26 protein-coding genes and 1 pseudogene are annotated in these 26251 nt (G+C 42.3%); 15 read left to right on the top strand and 12 right to left on the bottom strand.

What is annotated here, in order from left to right; translation table 11 throughout:
• Positions 1-37 precede the first annotated feature (37 nt).
• The 5 genes from nrdE to FC26_RS08350 all read right to left on the bottom strand — a co-directional run bounded on the left by nrdE (position 38) and on the right by FC26_RS08350 (position 4547).
• Entirely contained in the window at positions 38-2185 is a 2148-nt protein-coding gene (gene nrdE / locus FC26_RS08370; RefSeq protein ID WP_057779677.1) for a class 1b ribonucleoside-diphosphate reductase subunit alpha, read from the bottom strand.
• A gap of 27 nt (positions 2186-2212) precedes the next feature.
• Entirely contained in the window at positions 2213-2665 is a 453-nt protein-coding gene (locus FC26_RS08365; protein WP_072535998.1) for a class Ib ribonucleoside-diphosphate reductase assembly flavoprotein NrdI, read from the bottom strand.
• Between the two features lie 352 nt (positions 2666-3017).
• Complete coding sequence (locus FC26_RS08360) at positions 3018-3248, bottom strand: DUF454 family protein (protein WP_057779574.1); 231 nt, start codon at positions 3246-3248, stop codon at positions 3018-3020.
• Between the two features lie 157 nt (positions 3249-3405).
• Positions 3406-3855, bottom strand: coding sequence for a GNAT family N-acetyltransferase (locus tag FC26_RS08355; RefSeq protein ID WP_057779572.1), 450 nt, complete (start codon positions 3853-3855; stop codon positions 3406-3408).
• A gap of 23 nt (positions 3856-3878) precedes the next feature.
• Positions 3879-4547, bottom strand: a complete 669-nt coding sequence (locus FC26_RS08350) for an EAL domain-containing protein (protein WP_057779570.1) — start codon at positions 4545-4547, stop codon at positions 3879-3881.
• Between the two features lie 272 nt (positions 4548-4819).
• On the opposite strand from FC26_RS08350, the gene FC26_RS08345 reads away from it, so the two are divergent.
• From FC26_RS08345 to FC26_RS08310, 7 genes are all read left to right on the top strand, one after another.
• On the top strand, positions 4820-5911 hold the full coding sequence (locus tag FC26_RS08345) for an FUSC family protein (protein ID WP_057779569.1): 1092 nt from the start codon (positions 4820-4822) through the stop codon (positions 5909-5911).
• Positions 5904-6449, top strand: coding sequence for a 5-formyltetrahydrofolate cyclo-ligase (locus FC26_RS08340; RefSeq protein ID WP_235809495.1), 546 nt, complete (start codon positions 5904-5906; stop codon positions 6447-6449). The genes FC26_RS08345 and FC26_RS08340 overlap by 8 nt, the downstream gene beginning before the upstream one ends.
• A 140-nt stretch (positions 6450-6589) precedes the next feature.
• Complete coding sequence (locus tag FC26_RS08335; protein WP_057779566.1) at positions 6590-7879, top strand: APC family permease; 1290 nt, start codon at positions 6590-6592, stop codon at positions 7877-7879.
• A gap of 78 nt (positions 7880-7957) precedes the next feature.
• Positions 7958-9067, top strand: a complete 1110-nt coding sequence (locus tag FC26_RS08330; RefSeq protein WP_057779564.1) for a lactate oxidase — start codon at positions 7958-7960, stop codon at positions 9065-9067.
• A 98-nt stretch (positions 9068-9165) separates the two neighbouring features.
• Positions 9166-9696 (top strand): hypothetical protein, encoded by a 531-nt coding sequence (locus tag FC26_RS08325; protein WP_057779563.1) that lies wholly within the window; start codon positions 9166-9168, stop codon positions 9694-9696.
• Between the two features lie 243 nt (positions 9697-9939).
• Positions 9940-11121: an acyltransferase gene (locus tag FC26_RS08320; RefSeq protein ID WP_338045564.1), complete on the top strand. Its 1182-nt coding sequence runs from the start codon at positions 9940-9942 to the stop codon at positions 11119-11121.
• A 301-nt stretch (positions 11122-11422) separates the two neighbouring features.
• On the top strand, positions 11423-12400 hold the full coding sequence (locus FC26_RS08310) for a GGDEF domain-containing protein (protein ID WP_083483791.1): 978 nt from the start codon (positions 11423-11425) through the stop codon (positions 12398-12400).
• Positions 12401-12454: 54 nt separating this feature from the next.
• Here the strand turns inward: FC26_RS08310 and FC26_RS13075 are convergent.
• From FC26_RS13075 to FC26_RS08300, 3 genes and pseudogenes are all read right to left on the bottom strand, one after another.
• A pseudogene (locus FC26_RS13075) lies at positions 12455-12724 on the bottom strand (MFS transporter); the annotation flags it as partial.
• A gap of 18 nt (positions 12725-12742) precedes the next feature.
• The gene (locus FC26_RS08305) at positions 12743-13627 is read right to left on the bottom strand and encodes an MFS transporter (protein WP_057779556.1); all 885 of its coding nucleotides are present in this window, start codon (positions 13625-13627) and stop codon (positions 12743-12745) included.
• A 112-nt stretch (positions 13628-13739) separates the two neighbouring features.
• Complete coding sequence (locus FC26_RS08300) at positions 13740-14411, bottom strand: hypothetical protein (RefSeq protein WP_157061138.1); 672 nt, start codon at positions 14409-14411, stop codon at positions 13740-13742.
• A gap of 167 nt (positions 14412-14578) precedes the next feature.
• Between FC26_RS08300 and FC26_RS08295 the strand changes: the two genes are divergently transcribed.
• A complete protein-coding gene (locus tag FC26_RS08295) occupies positions 14579-15154 on the top strand; it encodes an isochorismatase family protein (protein WP_057779554.1) in 576 nt (191 codons plus the stop codon).
• Positions 15155-15230: 76 nt separating this feature from the next.
• On the opposite strand, the gene FC26_RS08290 is transcribed toward FC26_RS08295, so the two are convergent.
• Positions 15231-17006: an ABC transporter ATP-binding protein gene (locus tag FC26_RS08290; RefSeq protein WP_057779552.1), complete on the bottom strand. Its 1776-nt coding sequence runs from the start codon at positions 17004-17006 to the stop codon at positions 15231-15233.
• A gap of 536 nt (positions 17007-17542) precedes the next feature.
• On the opposite strand from FC26_RS08290, the gene FC26_RS08285 reads away from it, so the two are divergent.
• Positions 17543-18088, top strand: coding sequence for a hypothetical protein (locus FC26_RS08285; RefSeq protein WP_057779550.1), 546 nt, complete (start codon positions 17543-17545; stop codon positions 18086-18088).
• A gap of 272 nt (positions 18089-18360) precedes the next feature.
• Here FC26_RS08285 and FC26_RS12535 read toward each other — a convergent pair whose 3' ends face one another.
• Positions 18361-18945 carry a TetR/AcrR family transcriptional regulator gene (locus FC26_RS12535; protein ID WP_083483790.1) on the bottom strand — a complete coding sequence of 195 codons (585 nt, stop codon included), beginning with the start codon at positions 18943-18945 and terminating at the stop codon, positions 18361-18363.
• Between the two features lie 624 nt (positions 18946-19569).
• Between FC26_RS12535 and FC26_RS08275 the strand changes: the two genes are divergently transcribed.
• Positions 19570-20073, top strand: a complete 504-nt coding sequence (locus FC26_RS08275; protein ID WP_057779549.1) for an AP2 domain-containing protein — start codon at positions 19570-19572, stop codon at positions 20071-20073.
• A gap of 76 nt (positions 20074-20149) precedes the next feature.
• Here the strand turns inward: FC26_RS08275 and FC26_RS08270 are convergent, their stop codons facing one another.
• Complete coding sequence (locus FC26_RS08270; protein ID WP_057779547.1) at positions 20150-20740, bottom strand: P-loop NTPase family protein; 591 nt, start codon at positions 20738-20740, stop codon at positions 20150-20152.
• A 207-nt stretch (positions 20741-20947) separates the two neighbouring features.
• Here FC26_RS08270 and FC26_RS08265 point away from each other — a divergent pair, with 207 nt between their 5' ends.
• The 3 genes from FC26_RS08265 to FC26_RS08255 all read left to right on the top strand — a co-directional run bounded on the left by FC26_RS08265 (position 20948) and on the right by FC26_RS08255 (position 23849).
• Positions 20948-21994, top strand: coding sequence for an efflux RND transporter periplasmic adaptor subunit (locus FC26_RS08265; RefSeq protein ID WP_057779545.1), 1047 nt, complete (start codon positions 20948-20950; stop codon positions 21992-21994).
• Positions 21991-22677, top strand: a complete 687-nt coding sequence (locus tag FC26_RS08260; protein ID WP_057779544.1) for an ABC transporter ATP-binding protein — start codon at positions 21991-21993, stop codon at positions 22675-22677. Before FC26_RS08265 ends, FC26_RS08260 begins: the two co-directional genes overlap by 4 nt.
• A gap of 65 nt (positions 22678-22742) precedes the next feature.
• Positions 22743-23849, top strand: a complete 1107-nt coding sequence (locus FC26_RS08255; RefSeq protein ID WP_057779674.1) for an ABC transporter permease — start codon at positions 22743-22745, stop codon at positions 23847-23849.
• Positions 23850-23895: 46 nt separating this feature from the next.
• On the opposite strand, the gene FC26_RS08250 is transcribed toward FC26_RS08255, so the two are convergent.
• Positions 23896-24807 (bottom strand): SDR family oxidoreductase, encoded by a 912-nt coding sequence (locus FC26_RS08250; RefSeq protein ID WP_057779543.1) that lies wholly within the window; start codon positions 24805-24807, stop codon positions 23896-23898.
• A 156-nt stretch (positions 24808-24963) separates the two neighbouring features.
• On the opposite strand from FC26_RS08250, the gene FC26_RS08245 reads away from it, so the two are divergent.
• Positions 24964-25530, top strand: coding sequence for a TetR/AcrR family transcriptional regulator (locus tag FC26_RS08245; RefSeq protein ID WP_157061136.1), 567 nt, complete (start codon positions 24964-24966; stop codon positions 25528-25530).
• Between the two features lie 89 nt (positions 25531-25619).
• Positions 25620-26234 (top strand): hypothetical protein, encoded by a 615-nt coding sequence (locus FC26_RS08240; RefSeq protein WP_057779540.1) that lies wholly within the window; start codon positions 25620-25622, stop codon positions 26232-26234.
• The last annotated feature ends 17 nt before the right edge of the window (positions 26235-26251 follow it).

Below are 26251 nucleotides of genomic sequence, written 5' to 3'. Positions count from 1 at the left end.
CGGTGGGTTAAACGGGCGCTAACCCTGAATACATCCCCTAGATCATGCATGACTCGCATTCATTTGCGGTTTTGATTTCGTCGTCTTCTGTGAATGTTCGGATGTAATAAAGTGACTTGATGCCCTTGGTCCAGGCGTAATTCCGTAACCGGTTAAGGTCCCGGGTCGTCATCTTCAAGTTGTCATTGTCCTTCCATTCGTAAAGGTCGGGTTTCAAAACTGAACGCATGAACAGTGTCAGACTCATGCCTTGATCAATGTGTTTTTGCGCTACGGCATAGGTATCAATGATTTTGCGTTGGTCGATATCATATGCGGGCGTGTAGTAGGGCAAAGTTTCGTTAGACAGGTAGGGTGCCGGGTAGAAGATTGATCCCACTTTATTTTCCTGCCGTTGTTCTACTAATTGTGTGATTGGGTGAAGTGACGCACTCGTTTCATTAACGTACGAAATGGAACCATTCGGTGCCACGGCAAGTCGGTTACGATGGTAAAGACCATCCGCCATGACGTCCTGTTTGAGGACCTCCCAGTCGGCAACAGATGGTAATTTAATGTTTTTGAAAATCTCTGCAACTTTAGTGCTCTTAAATGCAAAGTCGGCGTTCAGGTATTGATCAAAGTAACTACCATCGGCGTATTTTGATTGCTCAAATTTGGCGAAGGTTTCGTGACGTTCGCGTGCAATTTGGTTACTCGTGACGAGTGAATAGTAGTTTAAGGCTAGGAAGTAAGCATCCGTGAATTCAAGGGCTTCTGATGAGCCATATTCAATTTGGTGGCGTGCAAGGGCGGTATGCAGACCCATAGCACCCAATCCGATCGTATGGTAAAGTTCGTTACCATGTTTAACGGTTGGGACTTCCTTGACGTTGGTTGTATCGGTCACGAGGGTGAGCGCGCGAACGGCGACCGCAACCGAGCGACCAAAGTCTGGCGAATCAATCATATTCATAATATTAGTTGATCCGAGGTTACATGAAATATCGGTACCAATGGTCTTATACGATAGATCATCATCAAGTTCTGAGGGTTCCTGGGGCTGGAGAATTTCACTACAGAGATTACTCATAATAATTTTACCGTCGACGGGGTTCGTGCGGTTCGCCGTATCAATGTTCAAGATGTAAGGATACCCAGATTCTTGTTGGAGTTGAGAAATCTTTTGTTCTAGCTTCCGGGCGTTAAAGACCGATTTTTTGATATTCGGGTTGGCAACCATGTTGTCATATTCCTTCGTGATATCAATGTAGGCAAATGGCGTGTGGTATTCGCGTTCGACGTCATAGGGACTAAAAAGATACATCGGTTCGTTAGTCTTGAGCAATTCATAGTATTTATCGGGAACGATCAGCCCGAGGGACAGGGTCTTCACCCGAATTTTTTCATCCGCATTTTCTTTTTTGGTATCCAGAAAATGTAAAATATCGGGATGGAAAACGTTGAGATAGACAACCCCAGCACCGTTACGTTGACCAAGCTGGTTACTGTAACTAAATGAGTCCTCAAGTAACTTCATCACTGGTACAACCCCGGACGAGGCGTTGGCAATTTTTTTGATAGGATCGCCTGAGGCACGGAGATTTGACAGGTTAACACCGACGCCACCGCCAATCCGTGATAGTTGAAGGGCGGAATTAACGCCACGGCCAATGGAGAGCATGGAATCGGCCATATCAATTAGGAAACACGACACCATTTCTCCGCGGCGCTTTTTCCCCGCGTTGAGGAAAGTGGGAGTGGCGGGCTGGTAACGCTGTGAAATTAATTCATCGGCAACGTCATTAGCAAGTTGCTCATCACCGTTTGCAAGGTAAAGGGCATTGAAGACAACACGGTCGATAAAGCCTTCCAAGAATTGTTGTCCGTCGTTGGTTTTCATGGCGTACTGTGTGTAAAATTTGTACGCGCCTAGAAAGCTGTGGAAATGGAAGTGATGGTCTTTCATTCGGTCGAACAAGGACCGCACAAATTCGTGGGAATACTGATTCAAGATATCTGGATCAATGTAATCTTCGTTGACTAAGTAGTTTAATTTGGCATCCAATGAATCAAATTGCTTAGTCTTTGGTTCGACCGTCTCTTCAAAATAGGCCTTGAGGGCTTCTTGATCGTAATATAGCGGAATTTCTCCGTCGACAGGGATGTTTACGAGGTTATTTAAGTAAAAATAGGTGTTTTCCATTTCTGGGGTGCTAGTTGCCATTAGGGACTACTCCTTTGTTGTTTGAGAACTGAATTGATCGCGATAGGTTAAGATGGCATCGGCGATGCGGGGAAAATCGTGTGCTGTGCCACGTAGTTCAAAATCGGTAATGTAGGGAAAACCGAAGCGCTCAGCGTACTGTTTAGCCGTGAGTGCAAACTGCTTATTAAAATTACGATTGCCGCTACCGATAATCCCGTAACAACGGCGGTAATTATCTTCGTGTTCTAGATAATCTCCCAAAATGGTGGTCAAGATTTCGGTGTAGCCGTTATTAACTCCGTTACCGCCTTTAAGAAAGGCCGGTAGGAAGGCAACAAACGGTTGGTCGAGAGTGGTGAATTCGGGGTGTTCTTTAACGTTAATTGAATTAACTTGAATGTGGCGTTCTTCTTCAAAGTATTTTGTCAGTTTGCCAATAAAATATTTGGTATTACCGCTCAAACTGATGTAGAGAATATTTACAGGTTCCGTAGCGAATCATCGTCCTTTGTCTATATATAGTGTGACGCAAATCATTGTAGCACAATATATAGTATTGGAATACCGACTTTCCCAAAATGAATCTATTGAATTGCTAAAATATGAATTAACATTATCATTTGATAATGACGATTAAACGGCTGGTACCGGGGATGACTAAATTACGGTGGTGACCAAAAAAGACAATAAAAAATCGATTTGAAATAATGAGATTTCAAATCGATAATTTTTTAATCAAGTTTTATGAGTTTAGTTGGGTCAATGACGCATCAAAGCGTGCCGGATGACGCTTGCGAATTGAACGCCAGATAAATTAAGCGTGTCGTCGTTAATCAATCAGCCACTTGGCTAACTTCGGTTCGCGCCGTTGAAGCCACTTGGCAAGACGTGTTGTGAGCAGCCACCGATGGAATCGGGGTGATATTTTACGCAGACTATAAACCATTAGAATTAAGAATGGAATGCCAGGGATTATGGGTAGAACAAAACCAACAATTGACCCCAGAAAACCAGTGAGCGTCAATGTTGACCAGAGTAGTTTAGTAAAGAAAATTTGCATAGTGGCCCCCTCATCATTAAGTTGTGTTCAATATACGGAAAATATCAGAAAATAGCAAACAGAATGATTGCTGTTTAGATAGTCTTAAACTTTTGTTAGATGATGATATATATAATTTGAATATAAAAAAACAACTATATCGTAATCGATAGAGTTGTTAGGACATTAATTTTAAACTTTTCATGAGCATTCGATTTTCGCGACCAAAGCGGTCCTGACGGTGGTCGAATAGTTCGTAACCGAGGCGCTCGTATAGGCCAACGTGGCGGGTCACAATGTACGTGGTATCAAATCCTAGCTGCTGGGCGAGTGTTTCGGCTCGACTAACAAGTTGTTCACTGAGTCCTTGACCCCGATAACTGTTGTTGACAAAGACGTATCCAACAAAAGGGCTCTGAACGGCAGGGACAATATCGTGTTCAAGCAGGGCGCAGAAGCCGACCAGTTGGCCATGGTCACTAAAAACGATGACGCGTTCCCAGTCTAAAAAAGCGTGATTGTACATGAGGTATGCTAGGTGACGGCCAGCGGTCCAAGTGACCGATTGGATTTGTTGGGCAAAGGCATCCCAGTGTTGATCGTGTTGTTTCATCACGATGATCTTCATTGATTGGTTTCCTCCGATTCGATTCACGATTCTGCAACTAGTAGTTCGGGGCGACCGGTATAGTAGCCCTGGATTAAATCGACTTGATAGTGATTGGTGACGTATTGGAGTTCTGCGGCAGTTTCTAGACCCTCAACAGCAAACACTTTATCGTGTGCTTTAGCAACACTATACCAGAATTTGAGAAAGTGCTCCACAGTTTGGATGTCCTTAAATGGACGTAAGTTTTGAAAAGCAAACTTGAATTCATCCACGTAAGGATTCATTTCTTGAACTAGCTGGGGGGTGTTGCGCTCAGTTCCCACATCGTCGATGCAAACTAGGAGGCGATCTTGGTGAAACTGTTGTGCTGCCGCAACGAGTTGTTCATGACTGATACTAGCGTCAAAGCGTTCGGTCAGTTCTGTAATCAGATGAATTTGAGTTTGCTGTTGAATCCGAGTCACCATTTCAATAAAGACCGGTTGAACAAATTGACTGGGTTCCAAGTTAAACGACAGAATTTGTGTGGTGGATGGAACTTGAGTGAGTACTTGGCGAAGAAGATTTTCAATTTGACTGGCATGAATTGCGGTGAAACTGACTGGTAGGACCCAGTGATTATCTTGCTTTTCCCGAATAAATAATTCATATCCGACGGGTGAAGCAGATGTGGTACTGAATTTAGGCTGACCGTAAAATGCAAGCGTCAAGTTAAAAATCCCTCCTTGAGAATTAAGTGAAACACCAATTAATATAAGCTGATGTATGTATTACCAAAGAGTGATTCTAAACGCGTTTGGGAGAAGATGCAAGGAATAAGTGCAACTAAAAATTGTGAAAATTATCATGAGCCACGTTTGGGTGGGATGGTAACGCTCACGAAAAAATATTACAGTTTAGTGACTATCATCGAGTGAATTGGGATTGACAGGTTATTTTAGAATTTGATATACTCCTCAACGCGATTTTGAAGGGAGAAAATATGACAACATACCAATTGATGCAACTGAGTCCAGCAACATTGCGCCAAAAAATGCGAGATAGTAATGGTCACGAACGACGTCAAACAACGTGGGCCCTCTTACTGCGGGATATTTGTTTATTATGTTTTGCAATTGTGTATATTGCCGGATTTAGCTATTGTTTTGGGCAACTCAATGGCTACGTGGGACTTGCTAGTTTTTGCATGTTGCTTAGTATTCGATTTGTGAATTATGGGTATCGGGTGACCGATAGTCTGGGGGCGCTGGCGATTGTGCTCTTGTTGATGGGCGGGCTAAGTGTCTGGTTACCGCTACTACCGATTATGTGGCGATTAGTCTTAAATGTATTGGCGTTGCTCATTATTTTACGGCTGACAACGATGAACCCACTGCTGGGCAATGGCGGTGTTTATGCATTTAGTTATATTATTGTAACAAGCATGTCAGTGCATGGTGCCGGCGTTGCACCGCGGGGGTGGGCATTGTTGCTCTCCTTTGTGATATGTGGCGTTGTATTATGGCGTCAGCATCGTAATGACAATCGCCAGGTCCGAGTATGGACGGTTCTGCGGTTTACCGGATGGCACGATGCCGTGTTTCGATGGCAATTTAGGTTAGCAATGGGGATTAGTATTGCGCTTTTCGTAGGCCAGTGGTTGCATCATGGTCGAGCGATGTGGCTGGGATTTGCGGGGATGTCCGCATTACTCCCGCAGCAGGGGCCACTGACCCAACGAGCGATGAAACGGTTATTGGGTGTTGTGCTTGGTTCTGTAGCTTTTGCCGGTTGCGTGGTATTATTACCCAGTCAGCTAATTTTTATTTTGGCACCTGTGACCGGATTTTTACTCGGATTGACTCCTAGTTATTTTTGGGCAAGCGTTTTTAATTGTTTTGGGGCACTCACAATTGCTCAAGGATTATTCGGTACGGTTCCAGCGACAGAACTTCGAATTTTTAATAATGCGGTGGGATTGATTACGGCACTATTAATTGCTGGGCTTCTCGAATTAGTTTGGCAAAAACGACAACATAAACAAGCAACTTCACCGATGTGTGAAGCTGATGATGGGGGCGACCAACTTGGATAAAGTAGCATTTCGGAAACAACAAATTCAAAAAATGACGCAGATGCAGGCACAAACACAGGCAGAGTCCGCGCAACTCACGCAACAGTTGTTTCAAACTAGTGCTTGGCAAAAAGCACGATCGATTGCGACAACGATTAGCAGCCCGATTGAGGTGAATACGCGTCAATTAATTACGCAGGCGCTGAAGGACGGCAAACAAGTCTTGTTGCCGAAGACGATGCCGCACCGGCAGATGGCCTTTTTGCCATTTGATGATCAGTATGATCGACTAGTGGTTAGCAAGTTTGGTATTCCAGAGCCCGCGTATGATGCAGCATTGGTTAATCAAACACCAGATTTAGTGATTGTACCGGCAATCGCGTTTGACTGTCAAACCCGTAATCGGATTGGATTTGGTGCCGGATATTACGACCGCTTTTTAGCGGGATATCACGGCGCAACAGTTGCGCTCGTGCCGACAGTAATGAAGTATGATGCGGCACAGTGGCCGCTAGAAGAACATGATATTAAAATTAATCAGTTAATTTTGTGCCACTAAAAGGTACTTTTAGGGATCATCATGGTTGTGATGATGCCTTTTTCTTTGCTAATAACAGATAAAAACATTTATACTTATAATAAGTAAACAATTAACGAGGTAACCTATTCATTCAAGGGCTCATGACTGGGGGCGGTGAGATGAAAAAACAAATAAGTGTCAAAAAGATCTCCTTCGCGGGAGCGTTGTTATTAGGAATCAATGGCATTATCGGGTCCGGCATTTTTCTATTGCCTGGCCATCTGTTTCAAGAAGCCGGGAGTTACAGTATCCTGGCCATTCTTTTTGCGGGACTTGCCACGTTGATGATTGCATTGAACTATGCCGTGATGGCCTCTAAAATGGATGATGATGGGGGTGCGTGGACGTATGCCTATCGGGCATTTGGATCATTGGCCGGTTTTCAAACGGGCTGGTTTGGCTGGTTTCTGGGCGTGATCACAATTAGTGCGGAAATTGCTGCATTTTTAACGACGTTGGCGGGATTTATGCCTCTCACTAGCCAGTCACTGACCTATAAATTGATTGCTTTAAGTATTATTACCATGATTGGCATTATTAATCTGTTTGGGCCGTCTTTCGTGACCTATTTAGACGACCTGTCGAGTGCACTGAAAGTGGTTATCCTATGTATTTTTATTATTGCTGGAGCGGTCGCATTAAGTCATTTTAAGGTGACATTCGGTCATCACGCGACGACTGGCCATGGCTTTACTGGTGCGTTTGTGACGGCATTCTACATGTTTACGGGTTTTTCATTTTTACCTAATGTTGCTGGGCAAATGAAAAATGCTGCTAAGGCGCTACCGAGGGTGATTATAATTACGATGATTGCCGTTTCCTTAATCTATGTTGCGACGCAGACTGTAACGATTGAGTTTCTTGGAAATTCATTGGCCGGTGAAAAGTTACCAGTCGCTGCTGCTTTTGGTATTATTGGTGGTCAAATGGGGCAGAGTTTAATTTTGAGCGGGATGTTAGTATCAATTTTGGGAGTCGCAATTGCAGTATCATTTGATACCCCCGTGGAATTAGCTTCGATGGCGCGCGAGCACCAATTAATGCCAGATTGGTTGGCACGCCAAAATCGATACGGTGCCCCGTACTGGGCGATTATTTTAACAACCGCGTTAGCTGGTGGGTTGGTAGTGAGTGGTGAATATATCTTTTTAGTGAAATTGATTGTTTTCAGTTCATTTATTCAATACATCGCGACCATTGCATCACTTATTAAATTGAGAAACGACCAAACTCTAGGAGTGGGAATGCGACTACCGGGGGGACTACTCCTCCCCATCGCGTCGTTACTGCTCATTACCTACCTGTTAACGAGTTTTGCCATGGTTACGGTTTTGATTGGCCTCGGATTTGCGGCGGTTGGGCTAGTTATTCATGAAGTCGAACGCGCGATCAAACAAAAAAATAAGTAGAAACACTTGACTTACTTTTTGTAAGTGAATAGAATGGGAACCGTTAAATGAAATTCATTGAACGGGAGGAACCATATTATGACAATTACAAATGGCTATAAGCAAAATGAAAACGAAAAGGAACTCGATATTTTAAACTTACCAGCGTTAGAGCAGGAAGCGCAGAAGATTATTCCAACTGGTGGTTTTGGTTATATTGCGGGCGGTTCGGAAGATGAATGGACGTTGCATGCGAACCGGACAGCATTTCAGCATAAGCAAATTGTGCCTAAGGCGCTCAGTGATATTGAAGATCCACAAACTGACACGCGGGTATTCAACTTAGATTTAAAAACACCAATTATGATGGCACCAGCCGCTGCACAAGGGCTTGCCCATGTAAAAGGTGAAATTGATACCGCAGCCGGTGTGGCTGCTGCAGGTGGGTTGATGGCACAAAGTACGTATTCTTCGACGTCAATTGCGGATACCGCTGAAGCCGGAAATGGGGCCCCACAATTCTTCCAACTTTACATGAGTAAGGATTGGAATTTCAATGAATCACTACTAGATGAAGCCAAGAAGGCCGGTGTCAAGGGAATTATTTTGACTGTTGACGCCACGGTTGATGGCTATCGTGAAGCTGACATTATCAATCATTTTCAATTTCCAATTCCAATGGCTAACCTAACGAAGTTTAGCGAAGGCGATGGTAAAGGAAAGGGAATTGGCGAGATTTACGCGTCAGCCGCTCAAAAAATCGGGCCTAAAGATGTGGCACGAATTATTCAATATACTGACTTACCAGTAATTGTCAAGGGAATTGAATCAGCCGAAGATGCACTATATGCGATTGGCGCTGGTGCTGCTGGAATTTATGTTTCCAACCACGGTGGGCGCCAATTAAATGGTGGTCCAGCTAGTTTTGATGTTTTGACTGACGTTGCGTCGGCGGTCAACCATCGTGTACCGATTATTTTTGATTCTGGCGTTCGTCGTGGATCAGATGTATTCAAAGCCTTAGCAGCTGGTGCCGACTTGGTTGCAATTGGTCGTCCAGCAATTTATGGTTTGGCACTGGGCGGCGCGCAAGGCGTGACCTCTGTCTTCAATCATTTGAATGATGAGTTAAAAATCATCATGCAATTAGCAGGTACTAAAACGATTGAGGATGTTAAGCATGCACCGTTATTAGACATTAAATACTAATTCTTTTTAATGGGGTGTCCATCAAGGGCACTCTTTTTTTGTAAAAGAATAATTGAAAAAGTGAGTAAATCGTGTTAAATTCCAAGAAGATTAATTGATTGAAAACTGTAGTTGAAATCGAGCTGATAACTATGAAAAATGCGACCATAGACGAAAAAAATAAATTAAAAAGATATCGTGGCTTATTGTTAAGTGAATGCGTGGATGTGATTGATGAGCATGAGCATCTCAAAAGTCAGCAACATCAAATTGGTGATTTAAAGGCGACTTGTGGATTGTGCAAGCGCTACATTGAATTACAGAGCACAATTGCTAACGTCGCCGAAATGATTGGTCATATTGAAGTTGCCGAGCAGCGAGTTAGCGCCTCCCAGTCTGCAACGTTAAACTACTTTCAATGCCAGCATTTAGATCGGTCAGTGTATATTGTTCGGACGACTTCTGCTCAAAAAGTGGCTACTATTATTGGTAAAACGTTAGATCCGTCGGAGTGGATTACAATTCAAATTACCGCCAAACGAGCGTTTCGGCTGATCGAATTATTGGATGGTAGCCATGGTACCCAGAAAATTAGTTTTCTTAAAGGTAACCAGAAATTTGAGGGTATTATTTCTTCACTCGAATCCTAGTTACCGGTGTCGGTGGTAGTTGCATGAATGACCCATTAAACTACAAATTAGTACGCTCAATTTAAGAACCATGACGTAAAAACCGAGTTTGAGACGAAACAGGATGTTTCGTTCAAACCCGGTTTTATCTTTTTTTAATAACTGTTCATAGAAAATTCGGAAAAGCACGTATTTCCGACAAAAGATTATTCAAATTATTTTGCCATCATAGAATCTACAGTGTTAAAAGGAAGGTGAAGTGATCTGAATAATCAAATTAGACGCTCTAAACCGATTAAAGCATACCTATATGAAGTTGATTTTATGCGGTTGTTTTTTATATTGGGCGTGATTTTTAACCATACAGTTAATACAGTATTAGCCGCGATGAATGGGCAAGACACTGCCAGTGAAACGTTAAAAAGTATTCGATTAATGTTTCATTACAGTCGTAACGGTTTTTTATTTATGAGTGGTTTGGTGCTGACGCTCAATTATTTTCATCGGCGCGACTGGGGCCGTTTTTATCGGAAACGTTTCAGTGGGAGTTTGTGGCCGTACCTACTATGGAACTTATTCTTTTTAGTCCTATTTACAGAGATTGATGACGGGTTTACAACGATGAACCTTTTTTCAACACAGTACTTAGCTATTATTATCCACGGTAATCGTTTTTATATGTATTACATGTTGTTGGTGATGCAGCTTTATCTTATTTTTCCTGGCATTGTTTGGCTGTTCAAAAGATGGCCCGAGCAGCATCGCCGCATCTTAGGTATTAGCCTTTTTATCCAGCTTACGTTGGATGCGTTAATTAAATATTGGCTGCAAAATTTAGATTTATCTGCTTATCCTTACTGGTTTAAAGCATTTAGCATTAATATTTTTTCATACCAATTCTACTTTATTTCTGGTGCGTTTGTCTGTTTACACTATCAAGCAGTAACGGATTTTATTCATCGACATATTAAGTGGATTGCTTCGCTGGCCTGTTGTTTGTCGGTTGGAACCATTTTTTATATGCATTGGAATATGACCGTTCTTGGTTTGAGCTATGATCGGGCCACATCGCCGCATCAACCTTACATGCAGGTTTTTGATATCCTAATGATTATGACGATCTTTTGGATTGGACAAAGATACGCAACCTGGCGGCAGGCCGGGATGCCAACAGCAATTGAATGGTTGGTAAAAAATGGGGCCAAGATTAGTTTTGGCATGTATTTGAATCAATCGCTGGGACTGCTGGTGCTTAAGCTGATTTTGAAAAATCAGAGCTGGCAAGATTGGCAATATCTATTAATGTTGCCACTCGGCTACATTGGCGTTATTGGCGGTTCCTTTGCAATCGCATGGTTCTGTTATAAGGTGCCACCATTTGGTGTTTTGATTGGTCGACCGCAGTGGCATTTTCGGTGGGCACCGCTTGCGACGAAGAGTGATTGACGATGGTGACGAAATGGCCAATGGTCATGCGTTGATTACCGAAGAGAGAAAATGAGTTTTTGCTAAGAAAAAAGGCAATAAACTCTCCTCAAGTACTCGTTTTCCGGGGTTGAATATTGTATCCTGTTAATATTAATTAGCAGGGATAGAGAAATCTTTGGGGGCCATTTATGGAGTTATTTGGCAATACATTTTTTTGGTTGTTCTTTTTCATGATTGGATTTGTAGCGACCCTGGAACTAATTGAGGACTTAGGTGCAGCATATGCAACTAAGGTAATTCATCGAACGGTTCAAACAGCATGGCTCGTTGTTGGCTATGTGTTGATCATTATTTTATTCGAATGTTGCGGTTGTTCGGGACCACATACACGTGGACGGCCAATGCGTTACGAGATGGGACGCTTATTTATATCAGCACCAAGTTCAAAAATCGGCACGCATTTTTAACGTTGATGGCCTTGGTATTGGTGTCATTTTACCCGTATTGGCATGGTAATTGGTGGGCGTTAACTGCATTCATTGGCACTTTAGGGCTTTTGATACTGATCAATTATTTTCGCGAATGGATTCGAGCTAAGCAGTGGCGCCTTTTTATCGTGACCAGTGGCGTTAGCCTGATTTTCTGGCTGTTCAATATGTACGCTTACCAGTACAAGTTAGCGGAAACATTGTCGATTACTGCGTGCTTTATTGTGGTGATGGAAATTGCCTACTTGTACGATCGGCTGTTAATCTACCGCAAAAAAAGAACGCGAGAACTCTTATATGATACCCAACACGATGCACTGACAGGGGTTCATAGCGTCAAAAAATTTAGTAGTGATTTTACAAGGTATCGGCAACTTTTACTGACCGGTCAATCATCGGCGGTACACTTAGTGATGATTGATATTGATCATTTTAAACAGATCAATGATACTCATGGTCACTTGGTGGGGGATGAAGTGCTCCGAGCATTTGCCCAGCATTGTGATGCCTATTTGGATCAAGCCTTGTTTCCATGCAATTTATATCGAACCGGCGGCGAAGAATTCAGTATCATTGTGACCGACGGCGCCAGTGATGCGCAAGTTAAGGAAATCGTTGAGAATTATTGCCAGGCGTTAAAGAATTTTTCCGTACAATCTGGAAAGCAGCAGATTCAAATTACGATTTCGGCCGGTATCACACAGATTCAGGGCGACGACATTCATAATAACGCGGTTATTGAACGCGCCGATACTCATTTATACGAAGCGAAACGGGCGGGACGAAATCGAGTTTTTGCTGATGAATGAGAAAAAACGCAATTATCCGAATAGGAAAAATTGCGTTTTTTGTATCCGATGCAGCTAGTTCGCGGTTCGATGAGTGACCCGTAGTGCGACTAAACAGCCTAATTCCATTATCAGTGTGAGGATGAAAATACTGCGAAAACCGCAAACACTTGCCAAAACACCGCCTAAAACAGGACCGATGACGTTGCCAAATGCCTGAAAAGACTGACTATAGCTAAATATTTGGCCAAATTCATTTTTATTTGTTAGCTGCGTCATCAGAGTTTGGTAAGCAGGAATGATGGCAGCGTCCGTTAAGCCAAAACAGAATCTCCCGATCACTAACTGGGATGTATTGGTGAGCTATAGCATGGGGATCAGGATGATGGCGGCACCGGCGAGACCCCAATAGATCACACGAATGGCGCCGATTCGATCTACGAGTTTACCAAGTCGTGGTGCAGCTAACAGGGTTGCAAGACCAGGCGCCGCCGTTACCAATCCACTTAAAAGAGCCAAATTGCGAGAATGTGGCGATAGTTGATGTACGAATAGGCTCACGATTGGCTGGATAGTTGTTGAAGCTGCCTGAACTGTGAGAACAATGAAAAAAATCACGAGCAAAAGTGATGAAATTGGTGTTCGTGACCGTTGAAAACTTTTAGTTGGTTGTGGAACAAAGTCTTCTGTCACAAACAAAGCTGTGCTGATAAACACGACGAGCATGCCAACTGCGGCCACGATGAAGGTCGCACGGTAGCCTACTTGGTCCGCAATCAGACCACCAATTAGGGGACCAAGTAGTGTGCCAGTCACACCACCGGTGGCGAGGGTTCCGAGTGCATGGCCCTCGTGTGCGGCGGGTGTCGCATCTGCAATCAGGGCTTGCGCGTTATTGATGTAGCCCGAAAAGGCACCTTGCAAAGCTCGAAATATGATTAACCACCAAACATTTGGTACCCAAGCATTGGCAAAAATGGTTAGTGTCATCACCCCACTGGCCCGTAAACACATTAATTTGCGACCATGGCGATCTGCCAAGCGTCCCCAGATGGGTGAAACAATCGTTTTTGCAAGATAAGTTACGGCGAATGCGATACTACTCAAAATATTGAGAGTCCACCCATGATAGTTTCCGAGCGTTGCAATGTATAGTGGTAGAAAAGGTAATGTGAGTGCATTACCGAGCTCTGTAATAAATGAACCCAACCAAAGAATGGATAGGTTGAGTTGCCAGTGTTTTTGCAAAATAATCCTCCGATAACCAGTATTAGTGAAAGTATAGGACCTTTATTTTCAATATTCAATTAAAAAAATCTTCCAGAGCTATTAACGTAAGCTCTGGAAGAGGTGTAATCGTCTAGTTAAAATCAGAATGGCGAAACGCACGAATAAGTTGCAATTTACTAAACCAATGCAGGTAGATATATTCGAAAAGTTGAATTCCAACATAGCCACACAATATACTGATCCCAACATTGATGAGTGCCACAGTGTGTAATTGGATTCCAGCAAGTGTTCGCAAGCTAAACAGAATCAATAGTAAGATAATGGTTAGATAACCGACAAACCGGCTAGTATTAGGTAACACACAGATATAAATACAGGCCATTAAGACGACCAGTTTGAGAAATGTCAGGTCGATCGGGGCCGTGGTATCATCAGTAACGATGAGCAATAGTTGATTAATGAGTAACCCTAGCAGGCTGATACCAAAATAGGTTACCAAGGCCCACAAAGCAATTAGCTTATGTTTGAATCCCCACAGAATAAACCAGAGAAGCACTGCGTAAAGATTCAGTAGTAGGTGGGCGAGGATGAAGGTGATTGTGTGATTCAGCCAGGGATGATTAAACGGAAGGTGAGAGATCACGCCTTGTGAAAATGAATTAATTGAACTAAGTAGCGAAGAATCCTTGATGACTAGGTAGATGAGGGTTCCAGCCACAAATGTTGCTATAAACATGTTAACCCACCGCTCTTTGGCATCCACAATGTAGATGAGAAACACCTCCATAATTAGTACTTTCATGAATATTTTACCAAAATTCCGGTGACAAAAAGCATAATATTGTATTAAAAACACAAATAATTGGACCAATTGGTTGAATGGTAAAAAAATCATCGATGAACGAGTTGTTTTATGCGATCGAGTTTGATAAAATCGATCGGATTAATAATTGAAAGTGAGCATTTATCATGATCCCAACGACAAAATTAGAGTTGAGTAAAACGGCAATTGTTGTCATTGACTTACAAGAAGACATTCTGGCAGCGAAGCCCTTATTTCCAATTTCTGCGCAAGAAGTAGTTACTCGCAATACCGCGTTAATTCATACATTTAAGGATACTGATGTTTTAACGGTGTTGGTGACGGTTGATCGAACGACTTTTCAAGGGTTGTTTCCGTTCCCGGATGGCACAATGCATCCGGGTGAATCGCCACGTTCGGTATTGACCATTCCCACATTAGGTGGTCAAGCTAATGTTATTCAAATTACTAAGCATAATCCTGGTGCCTTTTTTGGAACCGATTTAGACTTACAATTGCGGAGACGGGGAATTCAAACGATTATTTTGACGGGCGTTTCCACTTCGAATGGTGTTTATGCAACGGCATTAGATGCGTATCAAAGTACCTACCACGTGCTAATTGTGGAGGATGCATGTGCGGATCGAGATCTTGAGAACCATCAATTCTTCTTCCGCAAACTATTTCCACGAATTGGGCAAGTGACTACCCAAAAAGAATTAGCCGAGATGCTAACTAAATAGTAGGTAAAAAAGGCGTCCTAAAAACCTCGATTAATTTGAGGTTAGGACGTCTTTTTTTACGAAATTTAGGCAACAACTAGGCGCTTAATGGGTTGCTTGAACCAAATTGATTTTCAACATACTCGCGGTAAAGGTCATGATTAGCAACTAATTCTTGGTGAGTACCATGCCCACTAACTTGACCGTTTTCGATGAAGTAAATTTCATTTGCATCGACGATGGTGCTTAATCGATGGGCGATAACTAGTGTGGTTCGATTCTTCATGAGTTTTTCTAACGCTTTTTGGACCATCATTTCAGACTCAGAATCCAGACTAGCGGTGGCTTCATCCAGCATTAAGATTTGAGGATCCCGTAGGAAGGCACGTGCAATTGCCAATCGTTGACGTTGCCCGCCAGAAATTTTAACGCCTCGTTCACCAACTTCAGTATTGAGACCGTTAGGCATCTTGCTCACGAAGTCCTTGGCGTAGGCCATTTCTAAAACATCCCAGAGTTGATCGTCGCTATAGCTTTCTTGGGCGCCATAGGTTAAATTGTAGCGAATCGTGCCGGCCATAATTGCGGCATCTTGGCTGACAAGACCAATTTGTTGACGCCAATTCGTGAGATTAAGGGCTGCTAGATCTGTTGTGCCAATAGTAATCGTGCCAGAATTAGGTTGGTAAAAGCGCTCCAGCAAACTGAAAATGGTCGATTTACCACCACCGGAAGGTCCAGCAAAGGCAATCACGGTGTTTGGCTGCGCGGTAAAGGAAACATCCGTTAGGACTTGTTTCTCATCGTAGCCAAAATTGACATGGTTCATTGCGAGCGTTTGTCCGTGAGTATCGGTAGTGAGCTGCGTTTCGTGAGATTCTTCTGGTTGGTTGAGGAGTTCTTGAATCCGAACCGTTGAGCCACTTGCCTTGGCCATATCAGATGAAAATTGGCCAAGTGTGCCAAAGGGGCCAATCATTTGAACAAGGTACATTAAAAATGAGAACAGGGTCCCCATTGTGAGCGTTCCTTGTGCAACTCGACTAGCACCATAAGCCAACATTCCGACAACGACGCCCATCATCACCATGGTAACCAAAGGTCCTGAGATGGAGTCGTAGATGGCTTCTTTCAGACCGATTCGATACAGTTTGTGAATGCGTTTGTGTCCCGTGATTTGTTCATTAGTTTCGGCATTTGAGGACTTAACGAGGCGCATTTCACTCAGAACTTCACCAGCTTCACCGTTAAAGCCCGCTAATGCATCTTGACGATTACGGGCAATTTTCATGGCTTGACGAGTGACAGGTAGAATACAAAAAACAAGTAGTGGAACGGCGACAAACATCATAATGGTCATTTTCCAATCCATAGCGATCATCAAAACGAGAGCCCCAACTAATTGGAGAATGGAAGTGACCATTCGCGGCATCGATGTTGCGATAAAATCTTTAACCTGAGTCGAATCATTGACTAAATGGGATGAAATTTCACCGGATTTGGTGGTGTCAAAATAGCTAACTGGTAGTCGTAACAGCTTGTTCCAAAGTAGGTCTCGAAGCTTATAAACGACGTCTTCACCGAAAAAGCCCAAAATCGTTCCGGAAGCTGCGCTAATTAAAGCACTCACGATAAAAAGTACAATGACGGCGATGACCATCCCAGAATTAAGGTGCTTACCAAGACCGTTGATGAGTGATTCTGCGAATTTAGGAACTGCTAACTGCATTCCAGTGGAGAAGAGCCCTAAGATTAGCCCCACGATGAGTTGCCAATAATGTGGTTTAGATTGCGTGATTAGATGGATAAAATCGCGAAGTTTAAATTTTGAACGTGTAAATTCATTTGAATTGAAGTTTGTTGGCCGTTGCATGACCGGTACCTCCTAGATAGTTGTTATTAATTTAGTTAGGATTGATATATTTCTAACTAACGATATGGATTATAGTTATTTAGTTAGTACAAGTCAATATAAAACTAACTAAAAAATAAAAAAGATCCCGTTCACGGTGTGAACAGGATCGACAAGTGTAAGTTGGTTCAATGATATTGCTATGAAGGTTCGTTATCGTTTCCGAAGTTTATCGATAACGAAGTCTATTATATAATTTATCCGGATAAATACAACCGTATTAAACAGAAATCGGATCAAAAAAAGCCATCCGGTAAGCGTTTCGGATGGCTTTCATTGCAACGAAATACGGTTAATATATAGTTGTTAGTACCATTATATAATTTATCCGTATAAATGCAAGCGTTTTCGATAAATTTATTGAATAACATTTAACACCACATGGATGCAAATCGAAGGGGTTAATTAAATGGACATATACGTGTAAAGGTATATCTTTCCTTATGGGTTATTGTTATGATGACATTAATTAATACGAATAAAGTGGGTGAAGCCAAATGGATCATACCAGACAATATGAAGAAGGAGAGACAGTTGCTGCTGGCGAAGGTGTTCAGGACGGGTTTTATTTAATTGTGCTGGGAAATAGCGATATTCCAACTTATTTCAGTATCGCGGATGATGAGGTATGTCCGGGCGATTATGTAAAAATATTGGATGGCTACACGGAGAATGTGGCGCTCTTTTTGCGCGATGCAGATTGGATTATGTACGGTTCGGTTCACGCTGGCAGAGTGCGGCTAGTTTGCGTGATTAATTTTTTGGCACAAGACTCAGTGTATCCATGTTTATATGTGACGCCGGGAGACTACTATCCTGATGGTCAATATTTGGGGATGATTGATAACGACCATCAAAAAATCGAATATTTTGAAATTGATCAACAACCACCATTACAAAACGAATTCGATTTACTCAAGTTATTGTCACTGTATGTTGATGATGTGCGCAAGACGCTCATGAATTGTGATGCATTTATGCTGGGAAATGTGCGCGATCATTATTTTCATGTTGACCAGCGGATTGAAATTAATGATTTTTAATGCCTCAAAAAGCACTCTGTTTTCCGCCAGGGTGCTTTTAAAAGAGTTGAACCAACTCCGCGATATTCTGGATAGCTAGATGTAATTCACAAGGGTAAATTACATCATGGCAGTACTATAACGAAGTGAGTCAAAGAAATCAAAGAAAAACGGTTATTGCGATTAAATTTTTTCTTATATAACACGTAAAAATCTGGAAATAGGGTAGTGAAATTAAAAAGAACTTCTAGCCAAGTAAATTGGTTAGAAGTTCTTTTTTAGCCGGATCTTTTTTACCGAATCGAGCGTTTCTTCTTCGGAAATAACTCATTAGCGGCATGTAAAAATTCATTCAGTTGTGTTTGCATCACTTGATCATCCTTTTTGTGAAGATCATCAATGTATTCATCGAAAAATTCGAATACAAGGGCAGCAAATAGGCGAGATACGAACTGTGGTTGTGAAAGTGGTAGGTTATCCCGGAGAATTCGTTGCTCAAAAATTTCAGCAATGCTTGTCTTAACCTGCTTTTCAAAGTCCAACTCTGAGGTATGAATTTTCCGTAAAATTCGTAATTCGGCCAGTTGTTCTTCCATTTCTGGGGTGATTTTGGTTAATAAAATATTATGGCGCCAACTCGTATTTAATTGATGTTTGAGTACGGTGTTTAAAGATTTGATGCGTGAATCAATGAGTTGACGGGCCAGATCGTATTTATCTAAATAATGATTATAAAATGTCCCCTTACTAATTCTTGCTTGTCTGGCCAGCCCTGTGACCGTAATTTGATCAAATGATTTGCTGGCAAGTTCTGTAAAAAATGTGGTTTCAATAATTTGAATCGTTTTTACGATTCTTAAATCCGGCGTATTATCCATATCTTCCTCTCCTAAATATTAGACGATTTAGCATTAAAAGCTTATTAATGAACGCTTCTTTGATTTAGTGCCTTCACACTAACTTTTTTGTCCTTTATACTCACTGGTAGTTTCTAGCTTAGGCAAGGACCCAATCGAGAATTATTTAGAAAAAAATTATGATAAACAAACCGAAATGAACGATGGATCTGATTCATAATCAGCTGATCAGTATTGCAGTACTGGTCAAATATCCTTGTAGAGCATACACCGACAGGGATTATGAGTCAACATTTGAAATGGTGGATTATATTTTTTTAATAATTTCAGTAAGGGCCTTTTAGGCGAAATTATAGTGATAAATCGGGTGATAATGAACAAACGTAATAGTTGATTTCATTGATCATTGAGTCAAAAATATATTGTTTAGCACAGCCTTAATTTGAACGAAACGCTGATGTAGTGCAACAACAAGAATGAGGATTAAAGTAGTCATATAACTCAGAGAAGGGTTTGATAGTAATATAGTTTTACCAATATTTTCTAATGATGACAATTAATTTGATTTTATATTGCTTGTTCAACCTACAGAAAGATTCTTTTAAAGGTCAATGTGATGGTCTAATTAATTAGGAGTGACGAACAATGAAAAAGATGAATTTAATCGGACAAAGATTTACACGGTTACTAGTAATTGGGGAAGAACCCAGCGACGCGCGTGGAAATTCACGGTGGTTGTGTGAGTGCAACTGTGGTAACCATGTGATCGTAACGGGTGTTCGACTGCGCCATGGGGTGACGAAAAGTTGTGGTTGCCTAAGGCGTGACTTGATGAAAGAGCGTTCGCGGACTAATCCGGTATTTCGCCGGTATACTGGGGATGTAAGTAATTTTTCAGATGAACATGGTATTTTGTATTCATCTCTGAAGAAGTCCGTCCGGAATAAAACCGGGCATTTAGGGGTATCGTACGATAAACATTCTGACACTTGGTTTGCTCGACTAATGCGACATAATCGTTATGTGTTATTGAAATCATTTCCAACGATGGAAGAAGCAATTGCTGCTCGCGAGGAAGCTGAACGGACCTATTTGGGACGGACAACCGCGCAATCTTCACATGAATCTGATAATCGCAAGACCGATTAATTGGAGTAAATAGTCAAAAAGCGAAGATGTGATCGATATACGCGTCACACATCTTCGCTTTTTTGTGATTAAAATCCTAATCCAGGTGAAGCTGATCGACAACTGGTGCATAAGCTTTTGAAAGTTGCTCATTGGAAGTGCTGCTGTCTGCTGCCGAAAGTTGGTTAGGGCTGACCTTTAGATTTGTTACCCATGGAATGGTGGGGAGCAAAACAATGCGAGAATCATTTTTGTAATTGTTTCTGAGCAACCCGTAAAGATTTTTGGCTGTGTCGGAGCCTTGACTTTCGATTTTGCGCGGCAGAATAAAAATGCTGGCATTGGCGATTTGCTGTTTAAACTCGCTGATTTTGGCAATGGTTTGTTCAATTTCATTGATGGAATAAGCGGTCAAAAATACGGGAATGACAAATAATTGGGAGTGTTGAATGGCAGTTTGATCTTGCTGAGTATCTAGTGTCGCTGTGCAATCTAGAAGGTTAAATTGCTGTTGATCAGGATTGTTTGACAGAATAACGCTGTCGTCTTGATCGACGCGCTGAATCGTAACATTGTGATTCAATTTGAGTAGATTTGCGGCAATAAAATAGGCCGTCGTGGTTTTTCCAACTTTTTCCGATAAGGCGAGAACCGAAATAGTCACGGGTGGTTGATTAAACTTGGTCATGAGAAAGACTCCATTTCTATTTTGATACTTTCAGTATAAAACAAAATGACAACGGTTACAGAATTTTAGTTGTTTTTTAATTCTTGGGAAGCGCAGTGCACGTTAAAAGGTGAAAATCACACGTTAAAAAAAGATTGCGCCTCTCGGCAAAAACGTTCAGTGCAATATGAGGCGTGGTGTTGAATGGGATAATAGGGAGGAAATATTTTGAAGCATTTTTGGCGATCAAAACGTGTCATTATTTTTGTAGTACTGGTGGTTCTCATCATTGGTGGGGGATTAATTCGGGCGCATAGCGCAAAGAAACAGGCGGCCTTACGTGATCGTTATCATATTATGACGGTCACCAAAACACCGGATTTGGTTGAAACGGGGACCGTTATGCCGATTCGACAGGAGACTTTGAAATTACCAGACGGTAAAGTTACGGTGCTTGTAAAAAATAATATGGCGGTCGAGAAGGGCGAAACTTTGGTAACGACTAATGATGTTGCCCAGATTAATAAACTAAAAGCACTGCAAAACACTTTAAGTAGTGATCAAGCTAACCTTGCCTTGAAGCAACGACAGCTAACAACCCTTAAGGGACAGTTGGCACAGTTATCATCGACAGCGGATAACTATGCAGATCTTAATGACCAGGTTCAGTCACTGCAAGCAGATATCAATTCTGCACAGGCAACCGTTAATAACGATCAATTAGAGGTAACGACTGCTAGTAGTAATAATGACTCCCAGGTGACGGCACCGTTCAGTGGGACAGTAAGTGTTAAAAATGGTGCCAGCGGTCAACCAGTTGTTAAGGTTAGTTCAAATGGGCACCAAATTCAGGGATATGTCTCTGAATATGACTATCATAAGATCAAGCAGGGGGAATCTGTTGCGCTCACGGCACTTGCGGGGCAGCAGAAATTTAAGGGAACGATTAGTAACGTCGATCAACTTCCGGATACAAGTAGTAAAACAAACACAGCACTTTATCAATTTAGTGTTAAGTGTCGAAAGCAGCTACTGGACGGACAGCACGTCAGCGTCGCAGTGGCACAGACTTACCTAAGAATTCCCCGTTCCGCAGTTTTGCATCGTAACGGGCGGACGGTTGTCATGCTTGTGAAAAATGGGCGGGCACATCAAACCAAGGTTAACCTCAAAGTGAATGGTGATTTTGCTGTCATTAAGCAGGGCCTTCATGTGGGCGAAAAGTTTATCAGCAATCCTCAAAAGGTGAAAGACGGACAGCAGGTGAACCAATGATTGAACTAACGAATGTGAATAAAGTTTATCGGCAAGGCAACCAACAGTATCATGTCTTGAAAGATATTTCGCTCAAAGTGACGGCGGGCGAATTTTTGGCGATTGTTGGCCCATCTGGTTCTGGTAAATCGACGCTCATTAATATTATTGGGTTCTTGGACAATCATTTTGAAGGTCACTATCAGTTTAATAAGCAGGAAATTGGGCGTCTGAATCAGCGTCAATTTGCCAGTTTACGTAACCAGAAGGTCGGATTTGTGTTTCAGAACTTTAAGCTAATTACGAACTTAAACGTCGGTGAAAATATTGCGTTGCCATTATTATATGCCGGAAAACGACGAGATGAAATTAACGAACGAATTGAAGCGGCTCTTGATAAGGTGGGATTGACGGGATTTAGTAGCAAGATGCCTAAAAATATGTCCGGTGGGCAGCAACAACGGGTGGCGATTGCACGAGCAATTGTGGCTAATCCTAACTTCTTGATTGCGGATGAACCGACTGGAGCGTTAGACTCCCATAATTCAGCTGATATCATGCAGTTGTTCACGGATCTTAATCGTGAATTAGGGACAACAATTATCATGGTTACCCATGACGATCACTTAGCGCAAATGTGTGATCGAATTGTTAAAATCACGGATGGTCGAATCTCAAGCGACAAGGGGATGAGATCATGTTAGTCAAAGAATTGATTATCTCTGCCTTGCGATCGCTGCGTTCTCATCCGAAACGAAGCTTTTTAACCATGATTGGGATCATTATTGGCATTGCCTCGGTGATTACGATTATGTCACTTGGAAATGGTGTGAAGCAGGATACGCTAAAGCAGTTTCATGCCACAAAAACGGGTAAGCAGACAGCAATTATTAATTATTATTCGGATGGCACCTCTAGTGCAAATGGGTTCGATCAGTCCGATTTAAGCCTCTTGAAATCGGATAATAAGCTTAAAATTGATAGTATCAAGATTATGGCGAAGGACAATAGCTTTGGCATGCCATCGAGCGTTCAGGCGCAGCTCAATGATCGTAACCACTTGGTTGAATTAAAACCAGTTAAAAAGACGACCAAGACGATGATTGCAGGTCAGCGCATTACTACTAACGATAATGTGATGGAAAATAATGTGGCTAATATTTCCCGTGGCTTGGCGAAAAAGATTTTTCATGGCAGTCAGAATGCATTGGGACGAAACATAGCGATCAACGGGCAGAGCTATCAAATTATTGGTGTATATGTGGATCATTCTGAAAATCCAAGTAATGTCTTGGTTCCTCAGCGGGCATACTACCGGTTTCAGTCGACAACTTCTGGAAATGAAATCAAATTAACCTTTTTGAGTGGGGCGAAAGTCAAACATTTAGGCAAGCATGCACAACGCTTACTGAACAAAAATGGTAGTCATGCTGCCTATGGTAGTTATGAGTATGAAGATAGTGATGCACTGAATGAAGTCGGGCATATGATTGATACATTGACATACTTTGTTTCGGCCATTGCCGCAATTTCTCTATTCATTGCGGGAATCGGGGTTATGAACATGATGTATATCTCGGTTTCTGAACGGACACAAGAAATTGGAATTCGATTGGCGGTTGGGGCGACCCAGCGAGCGATTATGGCACAATTTCTAATTGAAGCGATTATCCTGACCGTTATTGGTGGTGTGATCGGCTTTGGTTTGGGAGTGGGAATTGCCGCAATTATTTCGGCCTTTATTCCATATAAAGCAGTGGTTTCGCTGTCGTCAGTTATTCTGGCACTCGGTGTGTCGACAACGGTTGGATTGGTCTTTGGTATTTTACCCGCCAAACAGGCTGCCAACAAGAATTTAATTGATATCTTACGATGAATAAGAAACGGTCAACCTGGACAAGTGGGTTGACCGTTTTTAACGATTATTTAGTTGCAATGGTGTGTGCCTGTGGGGCATGATCCCCGTCATTAAAGGCACGGGCAAACTTTTGTGCAAAATCGGCTAACTTAACGTGACCATCATGAACCGGGTGTTGTGTAAGATCAGCGTACATCTCAGATGGTTGGCGTTGCAGCTGGCTACTTTTAACAAACGGGCCGATAATGCTTTCTGGAATACCATTTTGACGGAGTGCATCGGCATATTGTTGATCAGAAATTTCAACTAGTCGAACATTAAAACCGAGTGCGGTACTAAATGCGGCAATCATTTCAGTCCCTGTGAAGGTATCGCTTACGACGTAGCGAATTGTCTTGCCGGCAGGTGTTTGACTAACCAGAGCGTACACAACGTCGGCAATGTCTGCAGGGTCAACATATTTTCGTTGGACGGTTGCGGGAATATTAGCATAGATCGCGTGATCTGAATGAACACTCGCAAGGTTGGCATATAAATTATTGTAGAAACCAGTAGGACGGACAAAGGCAACATCAACGTCGGATAAGTTGGTGAGCGCATCTTCAATAAAGTGGTAAGCGTACAAGCTGCCAGAACGCGCATCTTGAGCGCCAATGCTACTGAGATTGACCACTTTTTGGACGTGAGATGCGCGGATTGCAGCTTGGAAAATAGCAGCTTGCTGCTGGGCACTGGCAAATAAATCGGGTGAGGTTCCGGAAATCATGAGATAAACGACGTCGCGACCAGTAAACTGGGTCGTCAAAAAAGCTAAATCCGTCATTGTTCCGACAGCTGGTGTGGCCCCCAAGGCCGTAATAGCTGTGGTACGTTCTTGCCGAGAAGTAACAACGGTGACTTCATGACCGTCAGCGATCAAGCGGGGAATGACAAGCCGATTAATGTTACCGAGTGAACCTAGTAAAGTAATTTTCATTTAAAACACCTCATTGTAGTTATTTTTATATATAAAAGATAGAGATATCTTTTAAATTGCTTTTAATCATAAAAGATAGTTCTATCTTTGTCAAGGTTGTACTGCGATTAAAATTTCGCTAAACTGATAAAAAAGGTAAATTTAGTTGGGGATTTAATGATGAGAAAAAAAGATGAAACGAAAAAAGTGAAAATTCAGGATGCGACTGCGGCAATCATTTTAAAATATGGTGCGGCGGCAGTATCGACGATTAAAGTCGCAAAAAAAGTTGGTATTTCACAATCTAATGTTTATTTATATTTTAAAAATAAAGATGATCTACTAATGAGTGTCTACCAGCGGGAATTAGCTAAAATTATTGCAACGGGGGATTTAACCCGAATTAGTGATGCGACAATTCCCATTACAGAACGACTACGACTATACATGAAGTCGATCTATGATTTTGCTTTAAAAAATCCAGAAAGCTTGACACTTATTGAACAAATCAAGTTTCTGATGGGCCAGTCCGAAACCAACCCGTTGGCTGATCAACTAAATAATAATGTCGTTGTGTCGTTACTAGAGGAGGCGATGGCCGCCAATGTAATTCGATCAATCCCCGTTAATCTCGTGATGGCGATGGTGTTTGCAGTGGTGCGGGCTGATGCAATGAATCCACAGTCAGCCGGATTTGATGACTTTTATCATCTAATTTGGAATGGTATTCGGGCGACCGATTAGGGACTTCGAACTGATTGTATGGTCAAGCAGCCATTTTCTGCTCCCAATGTGGCATACTTAGTTATGAGACAGATTTGGGAGGCGTTTTGATGAGTACAAAGAAAAAGATTATTGGTGCTGCTGGGATTATGCTGATTATCGTTATTGTGGTGATCACGGGATTGACGATTCATCAGTCTAGCAGTTCGACCACTAATTCCGATCGTGCTACGGCATCTAGTCAGTCGGCGCGCTACTCGGCAAGCCGATCAACGAGTGCCGCAAGTATGAAGAAAAGTAATGAAGAAAGTTCATCGTTAGTTGCTGCAAGTTCAAGTAGCAGGACGATTGATGTCAAAAATTTGACTAACGCGCAGGCTGTAGCATGGATGAAAGCTAATATGGGCGCAGTCCTGTCACAAAATTATAATACGAGCGATAACGCTGCCAGTAACAATGGGGTTACGTTTGACGCTGATGATTTTGATTACATATACAATGGTCATTCCGGCGGCTGGTCGGGTGACTCGGATGACGGTGTCTACTACGAAGTTCGTGAAGATCATAGTACGGCAAATATGAAGGCTGCTGGCGCCGATCCCGAAACATCTAACCTAGCATGCTGGTTCAGAATCACTGGGGATGGTGTGCTGCAGGTTCAGACGAGTGCCGATGACTCTGGTAATTTTACCTGGCAAACGATCAGCACATCATATGATGGATAGTTAAAAGGCCGATATTT

This window comes from Paucilactobacillus vaccinostercus DSM 20634, from assembly GCF_001436295.1.
Classification (GTDB): domain Bacteria; phylum Bacillota; class Bacilli; order Lactobacillales; family Lactobacillaceae; genus Paucilactobacillus; species Paucilactobacillus vaccinostercus.
This window is presented reverse-complemented; position numbering and strand designations above follow the sequence as displayed.

What these genes read in the sequence shown, in the direction of transcription:
- FC26_RS08360 (WP_057779574.1), bottom strand. Translation starts at nt 3,248, where the DNA reads ATGCAAATTTTCTTTACTAAACTACTCTGGTCAACATTGACGCTCACT.
- FC26_RS12535 (WP_083483790.1), bottom strand. Translation starts at nt 18,945, where the DNA reads ATGGATAATACGCCGGATTTAAGAATCGTAAAAACGATTCAAATTATT.
- FC26_RS08345 (WP_057779569.1), top strand. Translation starts at nt 4,820, where the DNA reads ATGACAACATACCAATTGATGCAACTGAGTCCAGCAACATTGCGCCAA.
- FC26_RS08260 (WP_057779544.1), top strand. Translation starts at nt 21,991, where the DNA reads ATGATTGAACTAACGAATGTGAATAAAGTTTATCGGCAAGGCAACCAA.
- FC26_RS08290 (WP_057779552.1), bottom strand. Translation starts at nt 17,006, where the DNA reads ATGCAACGGCCAACAAACTTCAATTCAAATGAATTTACACGTTCAAAA.
- FC26_RS08285 (WP_057779550.1), top strand. Translation starts at nt 17,543, where the DNA reads ATGGATCATACCAGACAATATGAAGAAGGAGAGACAGTTGCTGCTGGC.
- FC26_RS08330 (WP_057779564.1), top strand. Translation starts at nt 7,958, where the DNA reads ATGACAATTACAAATGGCTATAAGCAAAATGAAAACGAAAAGGAACTC.
- FC26_RS08245 (WP_157061136.1), top strand. Translation starts at nt 24,964, where the DNA reads ATGATGAGAAAAAAAGATGAAACGAAAAAAGTGAAAATTCAGGATGCG.
- FC26_RS08255 (WP_057779674.1), top strand. Translation starts at nt 22,743, where the DNA reads ATGATTGGGATCATTATTGGCATTGCCTCGGTGATTACGATTATGTCA.
- FC26_RS08295 (WP_057779554.1), top strand. Translation starts at nt 14,579, where the DNA reads ATGATCCCAACGACAAAATTAGAGTTGAGTAAAACGGCAATTGTTGTC.
- FC26_RS08275 (WP_057779549.1), top strand. Translation starts at nt 19,570, where the DNA reads ATGAAAAAGATGAATTTAATCGGACAAAGATTTACACGGTTACTAGTA.
- nrdE (WP_057779677.1), bottom strand. Translation starts at nt 2,185, where the DNA reads ATGGAAAACACCTATTTTTACTTAAATAACCTCGTAAACATCCCTGTC.
- FC26_RS08310 (WP_083483791.1), top strand. Translation starts at nt 11,423, where the DNA reads ATGGCTCGTTGTTGGCTATGTGTTGATCATTATTTTATTCGAATGTTG.
- FC26_RS08250 (WP_057779543.1), bottom strand. Translation starts at nt 24,807, where the DNA reads ATGAAAATTACTTTACTAGGTTCACTCGGTAACATTAATCGGCTTGTC.
- FC26_RS08355 (WP_057779572.1), bottom strand. Translation starts at nt 3,855, where the DNA reads ATGAAGATCATCGTGATGAAACAACACGATCAACACTGGGATGCCTTT.
- FC26_RS08300 (WP_157061138.1), bottom strand. Translation starts at nt 14,411, where the DNA reads ATGAAAGTACTAATTATGGAGGTGTTTCTCATCTACATTGTGGATGCC.
- FC26_RS08240 (WP_057779540.1), top strand. Translation starts at nt 25,620, where the DNA reads ATGAGTACAAAGAAAAAGATTATTGGTGCTGCTGGGATTATGCTGATT.
- FC26_RS08270 (WP_057779547.1), bottom strand. Translation starts at nt 20,740, where the DNA reads ATGACCAAGTTTAATCAACCACCCGTGACTATTTCGGTTCTCGCCTTA.
- FC26_RS08335 (WP_057779566.1), top strand. Translation starts at nt 6,590, where the DNA reads ATGAAAAAACAAATAAGTGTCAAAAAGATCTCCTTCGCGGGAGCGTTG.